Annotated in this window: 10 protein-coding genes; 3 read left to right on the top strand and 7 right to left on the bottom strand. The window is 66.1% G+C overall.

From position 1 onward, the window contains the following. The first annotated feature begins 241 nt into the window (after positions 1-241). On the top strand, positions 242-1,357 hold the full coding sequence (locus tag HR086_RS16415; RefSeq protein WP_174463385.1) for a hypothetical protein: 1,116 nt from the start codon (positions 242-244) through the stop codon (positions 1,355-1,357). A gap of 88 nt (positions 1,358-1,445) precedes the next feature. Here HR086_RS16415 and HR086_RS16410 read toward each other — a convergent pair whose 3' ends face one another. Beyond that, complete coding sequence (locus HR086_RS16410; RefSeq protein ID WP_174466092.1) at positions 1,446-4,328, bottom strand: hypothetical protein; 2,883 nt, start codon at positions 4,326-4,328, stop codon at positions 1,446-1,448. Positions 4,329-4,383: 55 nt separating this feature from the next. Further along, complete coding sequence (locus tag HR086_RS16405) at positions 4,384-5,634, bottom strand: Tat pathway signal protein (protein WP_174458050.1); 1,251 nt, start codon at positions 5,632-5,634, stop codon at positions 4,384-4,386. Positions 5,635-6,169: 535 nt separating this feature from the next. Between HR086_RS16405 and HR086_RS16400 the strand changes: the two genes are divergently transcribed. Continuing rightward, positions 6,170-7,990: a hypothetical protein gene (locus HR086_RS16400; protein ID WP_174466091.1), complete on the top strand. Its 1,821-nt coding sequence runs from the start codon at positions 6,170-6,172 to the stop codon at positions 7,988-7,990. A 25-nt stretch (positions 7,991-8,015) separates the two neighbouring features. Here HR086_RS16400 and HR086_RS16395 read toward each other — a convergent pair whose 3' ends face one another. Further along, positions 8,016-8,408, bottom strand: a complete 393-nt coding sequence (locus HR086_RS16395) for a MazG nucleotide pyrophosphohydrolase domain-containing protein (protein WP_246137410.1) — start codon at positions 8,406-8,408, stop codon at positions 8,016-8,018. Positions 8,409-8,511: 103 nt separating this feature from the next. Between HR086_RS16395 and HR086_RS16390 the strand changes: the two genes are divergently transcribed. After that, positions 8,512-9,033 carry a hypothetical protein gene (locus tag HR086_RS16390; protein ID WP_174466090.1) on the top strand — a complete coding sequence of 174 codons (522 nt, stop codon included), beginning with the start codon at positions 8,512-8,514 and terminating at the stop codon, positions 9,031-9,033. A 146-nt stretch (positions 9,034-9,179) separates the two neighbouring features. Here HR086_RS16390 and HR086_RS16385 read toward each other — a convergent pair whose 3' ends face one another. The 4 genes from HR086_RS16385 to HR086_RS16370 form a co-directional block, all read right to left on the bottom strand. Beyond that, positions 9,180-9,977 carry a zinc-dependent metalloprotease gene (locus tag HR086_RS16385; protein WP_254614693.1) on the bottom strand — a complete coding sequence of 266 codons (798 nt, stop codon included), beginning with the start codon at positions 9,975-9,977 and terminating at the stop codon, positions 9,180-9,182. A 351-nt stretch (positions 9,978-10,328) separates the two neighbouring features. Further along, positions 10,329-10,985, bottom strand: a complete 657-nt coding sequence (locus HR086_RS16380) for a DUF2490 domain-containing protein (RefSeq protein ID WP_254624082.1) — start codon at positions 10,983-10,985, stop codon at positions 10,329-10,331. Between the two features lie 207 nt (positions 10,986-11,192). Further along, on the bottom strand, positions 11,193-12,710 hold the full coding sequence (locus tag HR086_RS16375) for a kelch repeat-containing protein (RefSeq protein ID WP_174466089.1): 1,518 nt from the start codon (positions 12,708-12,710) through the stop codon (positions 11,193-11,195). Positions 12,711-12,750: 40 nt separating this feature from the next. Further along, positions 12,751-13,617 (bottom strand): hypothetical protein, encoded by an 867-nt coding sequence (locus tag HR086_RS16370; protein WP_174466088.1) that lies wholly within the window; start codon positions 13,615-13,617, stop codon positions 12,751-12,753. Between the last annotated feature and the right edge of the window lie 38 nt (positions 13,618-13,655).

The following is a 13,655-nucleotide window of genomic DNA, read 5'->3' as shown; positions in this document are numbered from 1 at the left end:
GCCCAATCCTGCTCCTGTTGCTGATGCTCTCCGCTTGCGCGACCTCGCCCTCGACCTCGGCCGGGAAGAAGGCCGCCGCGGCTGTCGCGGAGCCCCCCTCGTCCGCTCCGAGCGGCCCGTTTGGAACGGCGCATCGCTTCGGGAGGTGGCTGATGGGATGTCAGGCCCGCGAGGATACGAATGGAGACGGGGCAATCGTGGCGCTCGACAAGAAGGGCCGGGCCCTGCAACGGAGCGCGCCATGTGGCCTCAGGTCCTGCTGGTACTGCTGAGCACGTCGCCGTCCGAGGGGCCCGATATCGGAGAGGTCTCCTCCTTCTCCGACGTCACCGAGGGGTGGCAGGTGGACCCCGCCCTCGACCTGTCCGAGGCGATTCTCCGAGGACCCCAGGCGCCCGTCTTCAGCACCGCGGATGGCGGCGTCTGCGTGGACATCGGGAGATGGTCGGGTACCCACGGGAACCAGAACTGGGTCTGGGTCCATTGTCCCGTGCCCCCCGATGCGGGAGGGGCCTCCCGTCCCTGCCAGAAGCTCATCTCCAGCGTGACGGACCTGTCCGTGCTCGGTGAGTTTTGCCCGAAGGCCGCCGTCGCCTTCGCGGAGCTGGAGCTGGCGAGCTGCGGCCTGGGGGACTTCGAGCGCCTCCTGCGTCGCTCCTCGTCGATGAAGGTCCGCGTGCCGAAGACGAAGGACAAAGCCATCCAGGCGCTTCGGCGAATGGCCAGGTACGACCGAGGGGTGTTCCAGTCGGAGACTCTCGGGTGCGCGGAGACAGTCACCTCGCCTGACGGACGCCTGCGGTCCTGGACCCTGCGGCGCGCCACGCGAGGCCTGAAGGACGAACTGGAGAGAGGCCGCGCGTACCTCCAATGGCTCACACCCGAGGGGAAGTTCGGGGTCGCTCTCGACAGGTCGCTGGAGGAGCTCCAGCTCGACGCCATCCTGGACGGACTCACCCCGATTCCCGGCAACCCCCAGGAGTATCTGCTGACGGGCTACAGCCTCCTGGGTTTCGACTATCTGCGCTTCGCGGAGGTCATCACGCTGGCGGAGGGGCGCCCGAGGCTTGCGAAGGGCCGGTTCCTCGTGGAGGGACAGAAGGAGGACGTGCTCATCGTCACCGGAGGTGTTCCAGAGACGGGCAAGCCTCGGCACAGCCCGGTCTACAACCACTTCCTCCGGTTGAAGGGCGCGCAGCTGTGGGCAGAGCCCATCCCGGGGAGCACGTGTTGCAGCCGCGTGCGGAAGCCCTTCGTGCTGGGGGAATGGACGGGCGAGGCCTTCGCCATGAAGGAGGGCGGCTGGGCCCGGCTCCTTCGGCTCCGGGGGACTCGGGTGCTTCACCCAGGACGTTGAGACCCGGCCCGCTCGCACGGAGGCCCCCCGGGCCGCGCGGCGGAGCCCCCTTCGAGGCGGCCGCGCGGCCAGAGACGTCGTCCTCGACTCAGAGGAAGTCGCTGCCGCCCTGGTTCAGACCATTCAGGGCCTTCTGGTGCTCCTCGCGGAGCTTGATTGCGGCCGTGCGGGGGTTCGGAGCGGGGAGGGGCAGGGCGTTCCCGGAGTGCACGAGGCACCGCGACAGGTGGACAATCCAGGGGCCGCAGCTGTGCTGTCCCCCAAAGCCACCACCGTGATTGTCATTCTGATAGGGGATGTCGCACCGCTCGACTTCAAGGTCCGGGAACGCGCGCCGCAGGGGACCGAGATTCGGCACGCTGCTCGGGTTGAGCGGGTCGATGTAGAGCACGCGGGCCTGGGCCCTGCCTCCGAACGGTGACGGCGCCGCCTTGATGTAGATCAACCCCCAGTGGTTGCCGTTGACGTTGTAGGGCTGGACGATGATGCGGGGCTCGCGATCTTCGGCCATGCCCTGGAGGGCATCGTCAAACGCGTCGGGCCCCAGGCGACGGAGCTGGTAGGCCCCGAGCCCGGGGCGCACGACCACATTCGGCATGTGCCCGATGTAGTGCTCCATGAGTCGGAGAATCTGGCGATCCGTGTAGTAGTGCTCGTCCTCGATTTTGTCGCCGTTCGAATGGACGTCCGGGTCCTTCTTCTTCTGGGCCTTCGGCGAGGAGGGCTCCGAACTCGACGGCACCGACTCCTTGGCGAGCTGCCGCTCCACCACTCCCACCTTCGCGGCCTCGTCGTCCTGCTGGAGGAGGGTGTCGAGGTTCTCGGTCTGGGACACCTTCACCCGTTTGACCTTGCCCTGGTTGTCGTTGCTCAGGAGCGGCGGAAAGATGCCCAGGCCACTCCCTCCGCCGAAGCCGCTCAAGCCTGTCTTGCCGAAGAGCGGTGTCGACATCAGGCCCGCCAGGAGCAAGGGATTGCCTCCTCTGCCACCGAGCAGCGACGAATAGAGGCCGAGTCGGGGCCCCAGCAACGAGGGCAGCTTGGGCTTGGGCTTCTCAGGGCGCGTCTTGCAACCCCCTTCGCACAGGGGATTGACACAGTGCAGTCCCGAGTAGTCCCACAGGGGCTCCCAATACAACTCGAGCATGTCCTTCACGGCGGACGCGCCCTCCACCAGGTAGTTGAACTCGGAGAGGAAGCCTGGATAGAGATTGTCGGACCCGACGACATACGACTCGTCGTCGACAATCATGATTTTCGCGTGATTGCCCGGCGCGGACGGAACCTTGGGATAGAAGGCGCCGCTGGCCTTCTTGACCGACTCCTGTGCGCTCCCGATGACGCCCTTGACCGGTGGCACCGTGGCGAGCGAGGGTTGTTTCAGGGTCGCCGTCTTTCCCTCCTCCGTGAGCTTGGGCCAGAAATAGGTCTCACCTTCGGTGGTGCTCCCCTCGGGGACCTTGTCCGTGAAATAGAGCGGCGCGATGTGCAGTCGCTCCAACGCACGCTCCCGCACGTCCGCATCTGGCAGCCGGGTGTCGGTGTCCACGGCATGCGTCGCGTAGTACTGGAACAGCTCGAACGTCCGACACGCACCCGAGCCGAATGAATACTGGTCTCCCTCCGCGCCCGCGCCGGCGTCCAGGGGGGAAACCACGACCTGGACGACCAGCTTCTCGTTCTTGAGCAGCGCGTCCATGATCCAGTGGCAGACGACGTGGGAGGACCACTTCTTCTTCCACGCGCTCACCAGGTCCATCTGGGACAACCGGAGGATGCTCTTCGCGCCCTGGATCAACTCCTGCTTCATCAGCTCGGACGCCTTCTCGTAGTCCTCCTCCAGGTTCGAGCCCTTCCAGTACTTGCCGAGCGACAAGACGCGGGTCGCCTTCTTGTACTCACCGAGGCTGGCGTAGGAGCTGTACTTCTTCTCCTTGAACACCGGCAGCTCCAGGTCGGCGAGGGTCTGCAGGTCATCCCTCCGGATGTCGTCCTCGTCCAGGTCCTCGTCCGACTCCGACAAGAGCTTCTTGCTGGAGTGGCTGGGAGAGGACTTGAAGTCCTCCACGCTTCCACCATGCAGCTGCGCGAGCGCCTCGAAACGCTCGGTCCGGTAATCAATGGCATCCTGCTCGTTCAGCGGGTCCTTGAGCTCCCAAGGCTTGCCGACGTGGTCATCGCCGTTCTTCCAGACGCCGGCATCGACATCCAGATACTCCTTCGTGAACACATCCGTTTTGCACGCCCACATCTGGTTCAAGTACAGCTGCGACCCCAGGGCCGCCTCACCATGCATGACGACCGACACGTCATGCACCGGCGGATAGCTGGTGAACAGGTCCATGTTGAGGTTGTGTCCCCCCACCAGGGACTCAATGCCATCCACGGCGATGATCTTCGAGTGATTCCACGTCATCTTCGTGAAGTCGTCATCACCCTCGGACACCATCCAGCTCGGCAGGGACTCCGCGAGGCGCGCGAGGAGCCCTGACTGGAGTCCTTCCCGGAGCCGGTAGAACTGCCCCATCCAGATCTCCGGCTTCATCTTCCAGTGGCGCGTCCGCGCCCTCACCAGTCGAATCAGCGCGCCCTGGAAGTCGATGAGCGGGGGCGCCGTGCCGTTCATGAGGAGCATGGGCGTCTGCCCGAAAAGGAACCGGAACTGGGTCCGCTTCGTCCTGCCCATGTCCTCGCTCAGCGCGGCATCCATGGCCCCCAGAATCACCTTGGCCCATTCGGGGTCCGGGCTGTTGAGCGAGGCCACGTCACAGCGGAACTTCGACTTCTGGATGACCTCGACGAGCGCTCGTTCGAACTCCTTCGTGCGCTTCCGGGCCTGGTCCATGATGCCGGGACCAAAGTCCAGTCCCCAGATGCGAGGCGTGTCCATGATTCGCACATAGCTCGCACCGCTCAGGTGATTGAAATAGCGGGGTTCGACCTTGCTTCGCACCGCGTTGATCTGACTCATCTGCTCCGCACTCCTTGCCTGAGCTGTCCCTGCCCCTCGGAAGCCACGACCTGATTCACAGGAACGTCCAGTCCACCCAGCCACCACCGGTCTGCTCGATGGTGCAGGGATAGGCGAGCCTGTAGGGAGGCGTGCCCACCACGTCCTCGAAGTAGTATTTGTTCCAGCCCAGGACGCCGTGGATGGAGGACACCCGCCGGACGGACTGCCGCGACACATAACGAGACGTCCGGGTCTGCCCGCCCGCCATGGCGTCGAAATGAGAATGCGCTGTATGGATTCTCTTTCGCAGTTGCCTGACGGTATCGCGGACCTGGCTTTTCGTGTGGAAGGTCGTTCCCCATCGGGTCAGGTAGCCCCGCGCCATCTTGTAGATGAGCCGGGGAACCGCCGCGACGTCGTCGCTGAACTTCTTCGGGTCATACAGGCCATCGGTGGTGCCGATTCCCGCGACGGTGCTGTGGCGCCCTCGGGTCGCGTAGAGCCGATACCCTTCGGGCTTGGGGAGGTCGGAGGCGAGGAGGGGGTCCGCCAACTGGCGGTTGTTGGCGAGCGTCTGCCACGTGCTCCCCAGGCCCCGGCCCTCGATGGCCTCGTGTTCGCGTTGCTGGGTCATCCTCGCATTGGGCCGGGGAATCACCGCGCTGAAGCCCACGTCCAGGTGGTCCCAGGCGTAGACGCCGACGTAGTTGACGACATTGGGAGGCAGCTGGGTCTGGATGCCGTACCACTCGCCGGTGCCCGGAACGGGGTCGATGGCGAAGATGTTGATGGGGATGTTCCGACAGGCCTCGCCCCCATAGGCATACAGGAACCAGGCGGCCATGATGGATTCGACCGCGCCGCGGCTGTGCCCGACGAAGTTGTACTGTTCCGCCCCGCTGGCGGCGGCACGGCTCGCGGCATGCAGTGCGAGCGCCGCATCCGCCCAGCCCGCTATCTGGCCCCCCATGGTCCGCTGGTTGCCTTCCGAGTAGGCCCGCGCGTACTTGCGCAACTCTTCCGGCGCGCCGGGCAGGGTGGCGTCCAGCGGGTCACACGTGTCCATCTGGTCGTACCAGTCGTTCTCGCCGACACCTCGAACGGTGACGCTCTTCTTCGTGTCCTGGAGGTGGGTGGAGATCTCCGTGTGAAGCCGTACCGGGATGTATCCGGTCCCCTTGTCGAAGATGTCTTTGTGGCTGATGAGGCGCTGGTCGTTCTTGGCGAAGAGGCCGAGAAGCTTGTAGTCCCAATATCGCGTGACTTCGCCCTCGTCTCGCGCGCAGGCGGTTCCACAGAAACACACGGTGTAGACACTCGGCATGCCGGCTTCATCCCAGTTGAATAGGTTCCTTGAGGAGACGCGTGAGCCCAGCCCATCGTGAACGGGCCATCCGGCGGACGTCACACGTGCCACCCGCCCGTAATCCACATTTCGTGCCGTGGACGCGGCGAGGGCTGATTCGCCCCATTCCATGAGCCCAGGAGGCGGCTCGCCTCAAGAGGCGGACGGACGCGCGCCTCTGGCAGGGGGCCGTGACTGATGCCGCGGCTCGGACCGCGCGCCGACGTGTCCCTTCCGACCCTGGGTGAGCGGCGGGATCGCAACCCGCGCTCAGGCGCGATGTCGGCACTGCGTTTCATGGGGACGCAGCCGCGTTCTTTCGGGCCGCGCGCGACGCTCGCCTCCTCGGTGTCTCTCCGCCGAGGGGCACCCGGCGGTCAGCGGCAGCGCGTCGTACTGACAGTGGAAGCGCGGGATGCTCACGAACTGCCCGGGTCGTCCCGCCCTCACCGACTCCGTGGGTGGAGGACAGACCCGAGTGGCAGGCTTGGGACTCCAGCGCGAGGAGTGTGTCGTGAAGAGCTTCGAGCCGCGGCGTGACGTGCCCATGGTCGAGCAGGTCACCTCTCGGGACGAGCGGATGGAGGGAGTGGCTCATCCCCGGGTGGCTGCCCTGCAAGCGCTCGGGGCGCGGCTCAATCAGGGCCCCCGCGTGGTGGCGCAGGCGAAGCTGGCGGCGAGCCTGGGAGGCCGCTCGCCGAATGCCCCCATCCAGCGCGTGGGCGGCGCGAAGTTCGGGCTCCGTGTGGCGGATGCGGCCCGCGAATCCGCGGGGCACCAGCGGCTCCGCGAAATCCATGCGGCGTACAAAGAGGAGGTCAAGGCTGGCAAGGCCGCCGCCGTCGCCGACTTCGACGGACACGAGGATGAGATTGAAGCCCAGACAGCCTACTCCCATGCGCTGGAGAACGCCGAGCTCACCCCTCAGGGACTGGTGACGCGTCTGGGCGGCGATGAGGACTTCAGCGTGGCGGGAGATGTCATCTCCTACCAGGGCGCTCCATTGGCAAACATCCTCAGGGGGAACTCGGCGTATCTGCTCGCGACTCCGGCCGCGCATGGCGTCGCCAACATCTACAAGAAACACACCCTGGAGGGGCCCAGCGACAGGGACTACGTGCGGGTCCGAGGGCGGATGCTTCGGCGCCAGGCCTGGCGCGGCATCACCCCTCCCGAGCGCAAGGCCCTCAAGGAAGGCCGGGCGCTCACGCCCATGAATCGGGGTCACCTCACGGAAGGGCGACTCGGTTACAACTTCGATGCGAGCACGGGAGCGCCGACGCCGCGGGTCCGGAACGTGGGGGAGGGCAAGGTGAGCGACCTGGAGTGGCTCAACACTCACGCGAACACGCAGTTGGACGAAATCCCCAACGAGCCCCGGTTGCTGTCCTTCCTCCAGACGCGCAAGGGCGTTGGAAAGCTGCTGTCGGCCCGGTCCACGCCTGGAGACATCACCTCCAATCATGGCGTGGGCTTCAGCGGCTATGGCGAGGTGGAGATCGATCTGGCCAGGGTTCCCGTGGCGAACTTCGTCCACCACTACAAGGACGAACCCTTCGATGCGGATGAGCTGGCCGATCAGGTGGGGAGGAACCACCCATCCGGGCCCCTCAGGTGGGAGACGGACCGCGCCAACGAAACGGTCCTGCGCAACCGGGAGATTGTCCTGAGCGAGATTCCCCGCGCCGCGGTGACGAACCTCACGGATACGCCCGCCCGGCAGGCCTATGAGGCGGAGTTCGCCCTCACCTATACCCGATACTTCCAGGAGAAGTATCGGGAGGTGGTGTTCGAGGAGACAGAGCTGGATGAGCCCGCTCCCATTCCGGCGCCCGACGCCATTCCCTATATCGAGGACCACTACACGCAGCTGCAGGCGCGGACGGATGGTGCCCACCTCATCAGAGAGGCATCGACTCGCGGGAGCGCGGACGCCGCCGAGCGTGTCGCCTATATCAATGCCTGGCGGAAGTCCTACGTCATCGCCTGGAAGCGGGCCTACGAGGAGGCTGCCTGGGAATCCGCCGTGTATGACGACGAGGGGAACACCGCCGAAATCGTGGTCCCCGAGCCCCGGCTGCCGGACCATGTGGGCGATGGGCTCGGCGAGGCCGCGGGGCTGTCCGCTGGCGGCGCGGATGGAATTCTCGACGGAGCAGCCGCGACTCGGAGCGGTCCGGCCTCCTCCAGCTCCAGCGAGCAGAAGCAACAGTCGCGTGGGGGCCAGGGGGAAGACGACAGCGATACCGACGAGCCCAAGGTGGTCGACAAGCGGTCCACGCGCAAATCGAAGGGTGGCAAGCGCGAAAAGAAGAAGTCAGTGCGCAAGACTTGAGGGGCCCTGAACCGGGGCGCCTGGCTCAGCTCCAGGTGCGCTGCTGGTTTCGCGCGTTCTTCTCGCGGAAGGCCTGCTCCAGGTCCACACCGACGCGGTTGGCGATGGCCAGCAGGTAGTTGAACACGTCCACCAGCTCCTCGCCGACATGGGCACGGGCCTGTTCGGTGGGCGTGCCGCGTCCCTCGTCATAGAGCTTCTCGTGGCGGCGCACCGCCTTGAACACCTCGCCCACCTCCTCTCCCATGAGGAAGCAGTTGTGGACCAGGTCCAGCTTCAACCAGCCATGCAGGGCCTCCAGCTCGTGGATGTAGTGCTGGTAGTCCTTCATGGAGGCACCCGGGGGCAGTTCAATCATCCCCCCGTCCTCGACCATGACGGGGTGGACGTCAACCGCCGCCACGCGCTCGCGGGCCATGACGGCGTCACGAGCCTTGTCCCCTCGATGGAGGTGTGGCCCCAGGGCCGCACGATCCTGTGCACGTGGCTTGCAATCGGGCTTCCCCAGGAGGCATCGATACGTGATTCAGCGACCTTGGACCTGCATCTGGGCGTCTGTGCTGTCAGTGGCCGTGGGGTGCGCGGAGGCGCCACTGCGCGGCGAGGAGACGCCGTCGCGCGTGGAGATCGCGCTCGCGGATGAGGGCTGTGACACGGAGACGAGCACCCGGTGCTTGTGCGTGGGCACGGTCGGCGACGCGGCGCCTCGACTGGAGGAAGTGGGCGTGGACCTGGACGTCCTGCGAAAGGACGGATGGCCGTGCGTGCGGGGTGACTTCGACCAGGACGGAGCGCCGGACTACGCCTTCCCGGGCGAAGGCTACTCGTGCAACCAGTCTGTCCCCGTGCGGGTGCTCTTCACGCGCGGCGGGCACGTGCGGGAGGTCCTGGCGCTGCCGCGCGAGGTGAGCTGCCTTCAGCGCTACGTCCCGATGGGTTCGAGTCAGGGGCTGGTCGACCGGGGCGAGGGCAACGCCACCTGGTTCTACCAGTTCGACGGCAAGGGCTGGCTCGTGACGTCCCAGCGCTCCGAAGAGAATTGATTCGATACACGGGGACCACACCGCATGAAGCCGCGAACCTCCAGCCCGGACGTGAGTCGCGGACTGGAGGCTCGGGCGGTGAGGGCGGAGCCCTCGAGGAGCACCCCCACGGCGTCAGGATTGAATCCGTGGGGAGCGCGCCAGCACTAGTACAGGGTGGTCAGCGCGGTGCGGTCGGAGGCGGTGAAGTTGCCCGTCTCCGTCGAGCGGAAGCAGGAGTTCATGAGCGAGCCACCCGTGGACGCCGTGGTCGGCGTGCCGGCGATGTGGATGGCGCCGACGCCCGCGGCGCCCTCGTTGCCACCCGAGCCGCAGCTGATGGCGCGGTTGTAGTAGTCAGAGTGACGGAAGCCGACCGTGTGGCCCAGCTCGTGGGTGATGACGTGCTCGTTCACGCCCACGCTGTAGGTGTTGAGGCCGGTGCCGATGTTGATGGTGCCGTAGGGACGGCCGCCGGAGGGGAAGCCCGCGGAGCCGCCCGTGCCGGTCGTGGTCCGCGCGGAGATGGTCGCGCTGCACGTGCCCGTGCTGCCACGCGCCATGGTGAAGCTCAGGCCCAGCGCGTTGTAGTTCGCGATGGCCAGATCCAGGCCCTGGCTCAGCCGCGCGTAGCCGTTGAACGCGGCCGTCGGAACGATGCAGATGCGCGTGATGCTGGAGGCGACCAGGTTGGTCGTGCGGTACTGCTCCGGGCCGGCCTCGACGGGCTGCAGCATCTCGCGGGACGCCTCGAGCGTCACATGGGCGTCGCGGCCCACGTACACGTCGCCATCCGCCACCATGATGTCGTTCGCCGGGAAGCCGGCCTCGACCAGGTTGGCGATGATTTCCTGCTCGTGCTGTGCGTCATCGACCTGCGTGTCGGTGCCGCAGCCAGTCAGCAGCGCGCTACCGGTCATCGCGAGGACAGCAGCTCCCTTGAACATCTTCTGGAACACGGGCATCGGAGATTCCTCGTCCATTCAGACTACGGGGGGACGCGTCATCCGCCTGGTGTCCACCAGCTGCGGCCTGACGCGCTCCGGGCCTTGAGCAATCGATGGGCCAAGCAATCTCGTAGGGTGAGAAACCCGCAAATGGCGTATAACATGGACTACGGGTGCTCCAGGTGTTCCGCTCCAGCGCGTAAAGGGTGTTGACGGCGCTTCGCACAGCTCCGCGTAATTGCTGCGGATTGTGGGGAAATTACGAAGTGTTTCGGAAACACACAGTGATGTCTGTTTATCGGTCATCTGCCCCCTGGGGCAAAGACACCCCAGGCACGGGGACTGGGGGCCGGAGCACCGATCGCCTTGCTACAAGTAGTTGAAGGGCATGGAGACGGAGAGCGCGTGAATGAGTTGATCCGTCTCGGAGGAGGGCCGGCGGATGAAGGCGTTGAGGTAGCCCACCTCCACGGAAGAGTGGTCTGCGTACTTCCAGCCCACGCCGAGGAACGCGCGGTTCGTGTCGAAGCCCGCGCTGGGACCGCCCTCCACCGAGTTGAGATGGTAGAAGACCTCGTCCCAGAGAATCAGTGACAGGCGCCCCTCCGCGGCCACGGGCTGGGCACCGCGGAGCATGACGCGCGCGCGGAGGGAGACCTCCGTCGTCCCGGAGAGGAAGCGCTGCTCGAAGCGCGCCCGGAGCGTCCCTCGCACGGACCCCAGCTTCGGCGTGTAGAGGTACTGCTGATAGAGGCGGCTCTCACCCCGCTGTAGCGCAGGGTCTCCATCCCAGACCCAGAGCGGAATCCAGCCCTGGCCCAGCCACAGGGACATGTCCTGGAACAGCCGCACGCCTCCCGCCGAGCGGAGGATGGCGCGGCCGTCGTCCTTGCTGAAGCGCGGCTGCGCCTCCAGGTAGTAGAGGAAGTGCTCTCCGATGTGGCCCTGTGCCGACACGGTGTACCAGAGCTGGGCTTCCGCCTGGACGGGCCGGGCCTCCACGGTGCGGAAGGGAATGACAAGCATCAGTCCGAGGAGGGACCGCAACATCTGCGAGCGCATGGTGCGGATGCCTAGACCACGACTCGGACACGGGCTCAATCCGGTGAGAGACGCGACTGCGGCTTGTGTGACGAAGCCGCAGCGGTCCTGGCGCGGCGTGGGCCTTGTCTCCCGGAGGCGCCACGTTCCGGCAGCGGGTTGGCTGATGAACAACTCCCGCCCCACGCGGCCCTACTGGATGTTGAGCGCGTAGTTGCCGCAGTGGACGCTGTATCCCTCGACCTTGACGGTGATTTTCTGTCCCGCGACGAGTGAGAGTGTCAGCGAGGACTGGGACGTCGAACTGTTCGCCTCATCGTTGCAGCCGAGCGACTGGCTCGTGGTGCTGTCGACAATTTCGAGGACGGTGTCGAAGTCGGAGCCGGCGGTGGTGAAGGTGAAGAGGCCGGTGGAGGGCGCCGTCCAGGCATAGGTGGCGTCCGGGGACACGCTGTAGGCGCAGCTCGGGGTGAAGGTGTCGGCCGCGCCGCACGTGTAGCCCTGCGCGACCCTGCCCATGGGGGCGGAGGAGAGGGTGTACAGCTCGGAGGTCCGCCCTCCATTCGTGACGAGCATGTTTCCATCGACGAGCGTGATGGCGCTGTGCCAGGAGCGGCCGGTCGCCATGGGGGCCGTGAGGGACCAGGTGTTGGTCGCGGGGTCGTACAGCTCCGCGGACTGCCGTGTGTTCCGGTTGTTGCTGGTGTGGCCGCCGGTGACCAGGACCTTGCCATCCACCAGCGCGGCGGTGTGGAACGCACGGGGCGTGCTCATCGTTCCGGCGGGGGACCAGGTGTTGGTCGTGGAGTCGTACAGCTCCGCGGCCGCCACATCTTCCCAACCGCCCACGACCAACACCTTTCCGTTGGGCAGGCGCGTCGCCGTGTGGTCCCAACGCGCCGTGGCCATGGACGCGGTCGCGGACCAGGAGTTCGTGGCGGGGTCATACAGGCGCGCCGTGGCGTGGGTCGCTCCATCCCATCCCCCGACGTGCAGCACCTTCCCGTTGGGCAACAAGGTCGACGTCGAGCCCAACCGGGTCGGGCTCTGGGCTCCCGCGAGAGACCAGGTGTTGGTCGCCGGGTCATACACTTCAGGGGTGGAGATGTAGCCGCCAGTCACCACCACCTTGCCGTTGGTGAGCAGCGTCGCGGTGCAGTCCTCCTGGGCCGTGCGCATCGCGCCGGCGGCGGACCAGGAGTTGGTCGCCGGGTCATAGACTTCCGCGGTCGCCGTCCTGCCCGTGCTGGTGTAGCCGCCCACGACGAACACCTTTCCGTTCGCGAGCAAGGTGGCCACGGGCCCGTCGCGATTGACGGCCATGGACGCGGCCATGGACCAGGTCCGGGTGGCCGGGTCATAGAGCTCCGCGCTGGCCAGGTAGTTGTTGGAGCTGCTGTTGTACGAGTACCCACCCGCCACCAGCACCTTGCCCGAGTTCAGTCGCACGCTGGCGGCCCTGTGTCGGTCGATGCTCAGGGAGCCGGTGGCCTCCCAACGGGGCGCAAGCGAGGCCCGCGAGGCCTCCGAGGCCATGGGAGAAACAACGGCCGTCAGGTCCGTGGAGGCCTCGGGTGAGCCCACTTCGTGTGAGAGGCGGGTCTGCTCCCCATCACAAGCCAGGCCCCCCACGAGCCCGACGAATGCGGCGAGAAGCGTGGGGGCGACACCTCTGGGGAACAAGCACCGGCCTTGAAAGAATGCATTCATGATGACTCCCTGACTCGATTTGGAGAGGCTGGCTTCATGGCTACGGGACGTACAGGACGGAGACTGGGGAGTAGCTGGAGTAGCTGCCATTGGGCTTGAGCCGGCCCTTCGACCTGAACTCGTAGACGCCCGCCGAGGCCACGGTCACCTCGAACGCGAGGTAGTCGCCGCGAGTGATGGTGGACCACGGGGTGGTGCCGGTGCGGCGGTACTCGAAGACGTGCTCGGGAGTGGGCCCCAAGGCCGGTTTGTGACACTCGGAACACGAGGTCACGGATGGAATGGCCACGAACTTGTGGGCCCCTGCGTTGCTGGCACTGGAGACGATGAAGGGATAGACCGCGTACGTCTTGGGAGTGAGCGAGTCGGTCTGCGGCGGGGAGCGAATCGTCGGCAGCTCGGGGCAATGGGTGGCGAGCTGGTAGGCGGCCGAGAAGGTGGCATGCCGGCAGTACTCGGACTCGACCAGGGTGTAGCTGATGGAGATCCGATAGCGCGTTATCGGCACGCCCCAGGGATTCACGAAGGTGTCGAGCTTGACGAGATGCAACGGCGCGCGCTGCGCGAGCTTGTCGTCCAGCCCGAACTTCCCGAAGCTGTTTGCCTGGAACAGGTCGAGGGTGATGCCCGCTGGGACTTCGTGAAGGAAGTTCACGAAGACGGTGGACGTCTCTCCACTGCACGCCTTGCGCTCGGTGGTGATTCCTTCGTAGAGCACCGGCGTGTTGTGGTCGGAATAGTCCTGCTCGCAGCCAGGGTAGTCGAGCGTCGTGAAGGCGGCGTCCTCGACACTCGCGGAGGCGCGCGTGGTGGCAGGTCCTTCCAGGAGGACCTCCTCGGAAGCACCACAGCCTGCGGCGAGGGCCATGCAAGTCCCCGCGAGCAACAGCCCGAGATGGTTTTTCATGGGATTGGCTCCAGGCAAGGGGCCCCTCCACCCGGAGC

This window comes from Myxococcus sp. CA039A (assembly GCF_013336645.1).
In the GTDB taxonomy this organism is placed as follows: Bacteria; Myxococcota; Myxococcia; order Myxococcales; family Myxococcaceae; genus Myxococcus; species Myxococcus llanfairpwllgwyngyllgogerychwyrndrobwllllantysiliogogogochensis.
The sequence above is the reverse complement of the archived record's forward strand: the minus strand, read 5'-3'. Positions and strand labels throughout refer to the sequence as shown.

What these genes read in the sequence shown, in the direction of transcription:
- HR086_RS16415 (WP_174463385.1), top strand. Translation starts at nt 242, where the DNA reads ATGTGGCCTCAGGTCCTGCTGGTACTGCTGAGCACGTCGCCGTCCGAG.
- HR086_RS16410 (WP_174466092.1), bottom strand. Translation starts at nt 4,328, where the DNA reads ATGAGTCAGATCAACGCGGTGCGAAGCAAGGTCGAACCCCGCTATTTC.
- HR086_RS16405 (WP_174458050.1), bottom strand. Translation starts at nt 5,634, where the DNA reads ATGCCGAGTGTCTACACCGTGTGTTTCTGTGGAACCGCCTGCGCGCGA.
- HR086_RS16395 (WP_246137410.1), bottom strand. Translation starts at nt 8,408, where the DNA reads ATGGCCCGCGAGCGCGTGGCGGCGGTTGACGTCCACCCCGTCATGGTC.
- HR086_RS16385 (WP_254614693.1), bottom strand. Translation starts at nt 9,977, where the DNA reads ATGCCCGTGTTCCAGAAGATGTTCAAGGGAGCTGCTGTCCTCGCGATG.
- HR086_RS16380 (WP_254624082.1), bottom strand. Translation starts at nt 10,985, where the DNA reads ATGCTTGTCATTCCCTTCCGCACCGTGGAGGCCCGGCCCGTCCAGGCG.
- HR086_RS16375 (WP_174466089.1), bottom strand. Translation starts at nt 12,710, where the DNA reads ATGAATGCATTCTTTCAAGGCCGGTGCTTGTTCCCCAGAGGTGTCGCC.
- HR086_RS16370 (WP_174466088.1), bottom strand. Translation starts at nt 13,617, where the DNA reads ATGAAAAACCATCTCGGGCTGTTGCTCGCGGGGACTTGCATGGCCCTC.